Origin of the sequence: Kitasatospora sp. NPDC056076, assembly GCF_042266305.1 — a bacterium.
Lineage (GTDB): Bacteria > Actinomycetota > Actinomycetes > Streptomycetales > Streptomycetaceae > Kitasatospora.
The window spans coordinates 136,054-137,946 of sequence record NZ_JBHJWG010000020.1 but is presented as its reverse complement, the minus strand read 5'-3'; the positions used below and the strand labels follow the sequence as shown (position 1 = coordinate 137,946).

Here is a 1,893-nt window from a genome sequence, read left to right as displayed (position 1 = left end):
GGCCCGCACCGGCCCGGGCCCGCGCGGCCGGTGCGGCGGGTTCGGGTGAGCGCCCGGGGCCCGGTACGCCCGGCCGCCCGTTCTCCTGCTGGGGGTGCTGGGGGTGCTGGGGTGCCTGCGGTGCACCGGCGGGTGCGGCGGCCGCGGTTCCCCGTCTGACCCCGCGCCCGCCGGCGGCGGCCGTGCCGCGGGCCGCCAGCTCGCTGAGCCGCTCGTGCAGGGCGGCCGCACCGGGCCGCTCGGCGGGTTCCTTGGCGAGGCAGGCCCCGATGAGCGGGGCGAGTGGCGGGGGGACGGCGGACAGGTCGGGTTCCTCGTGGACGACCCGGTACAGCATCACTTCGGAGGACGCCCCGGAGCCGAACGGGGTGTCCCCGGTGAGCGCGTACGCGAGGGTGGCGCCGAAGGCGAAGACGTCGGTGGCCGGTGTGACGGCGACGCCGCGGACCTGCTCGGGGGCGAGGAAGCCGGGGGAGCCGACGGCGGTGCCGACGTGGGTGAGGGTGCTGGCGCCGCGCGACCAGGCGATGCCGAAGTCGATGATCCGCGGGCCGCGCGGGGAGAGCAGGATGTTCGAGGGCTTGAGGTCGCGGTGGACGACTCCGGCCTCGTGCACCTTGACCAGCCCGTCGGCCAGGGCGGCGCCGATCCGGGCGGCTTCGGGCCAGCTCAGCGGCCCTTCGTCGCCGACCCGCTTGTAGAGGGAGGGGCCGGGGACGTAGGCGGTGGCCAGCCAGGGGCGGTCGGCCTCGATGTCGGAGCCGACGACCCGGGCGGTGCAGCCGCCCCGGATCCTGGAGGCGGCGGCGATCTCGCGGGCGAAGCGGGTGCGGAACTCCTGGTCCTCGGCGAGTTCGGCCCGGATGAGCTTGAGGGCGACGCGCTGGCCGCGGCGGTCGGAGCCGAGGTAGACCACGCCCATGCCGCCGGCTCCCAGTCGCCGGTGCAGGCGGTACGGCCCGACGATGCGGGGGTCCTCACGCCTCAGCCGCATCATCGCCATGTCTCGTTCCCCGTCAGCCTGTGGGTGAGGCCCCGTCGGTTGGGGCATCGTCAGTTCCTGTCCGGCACAGCTTACGGACTGCCCGCTGCGGTGTGCTGATACGCAACACCTCAAGCCGCCGTGCGATTGTCCGATCGTGAGCTGAGCAGCAGGTCACAGGGGTGCCGAATCGCCTCTCGGGGTTGCCCCTCAGGGTTCCCCCGGGGGCGGTGCGCGACCTTCCTCCCCCTCCGGTAGTACGCCTTGAGTCTGAGCGTCATCCTCCGGGATGCCCGAGGAACAGTACGACGGCATGACGCCCGAAAGGCCCCCCGGCCAATAGCGTTGTGTCCAGCGGTGGACGGGGAGCTCGTCCCCCGAGGTAAGCCGTCCACCGCGCCAACTCGACCGGATCAGGAGCAGGGCCATGGCATCGCAGCAGACGGGAACCACCCGCCGGCGTCGACCGCCCTTCATCCAGCCCCAGTCCGCCGAGCGCCCCACCCGGCACCCCGCCGTCGCGCTGGCCATGGCCCTGCCGTGCGCCGTGCTGCTGGTGATGCTGTTCGGCGGGTGGGAGCAGATGGCGAACCAGGCCGAGGCCCTGGCCGATCTGATCGGCCGCTGAGGCGGACGGCACGGCCGCGGAGCCGTCAGGAGAAACAGAGAACACCAGAACGGGCACTGTTCCCCTGGGGACGGGGAGCAGTGCCGCCGGGGAGGCCGCGGGCCGCGATGACACGCGGACGGGCGAGAGCGGTGCGCAGAGCACCCCGGCAGGCGGAGACGCCGCGTACGGACGTCGGTGAGGGCGACCGTACGCGGCTCTTCTCCGCCCTCTTCCTCGAACCCGGAACGCAAGAGGCCGAGGCCGCGACCCTGACGGATCGCGGCCTCGGCCGTTACTGTGC

General features: G+C 73.9%; 2 protein-coding genes. One reads left to right on the top strand and one right to left on the bottom strand.

Features of this window, described 5'->3' with window-relative positions:
- The coding region (locus tag ACFC1T_RS19200; RefSeq protein WP_375890054.1) for a serine/threonine-protein kinase at nucleotides 1–1,003 on the bottom strand (1,003 nt) is incomplete at its 3' end.
- Nucleotides 1,004–1,409: 406 nt separating this feature from the next.
- On the opposite strand from ACFC1T_RS19200, the gene ACFC1T_RS19195 reads away from it, so the two are divergent.
- Nucleotides 1,410–1,610 (top strand): hypothetical protein, encoded by a 201-nt coding sequence (locus ACFC1T_RS19195; protein ID WP_360230161.1) that lies wholly within the window; start codon nucleotides 1,410–1,412, stop codon nucleotides 1,608–1,610.
- Nucleotides 1,611–1,893 lie beyond the last annotated feature (283 nt).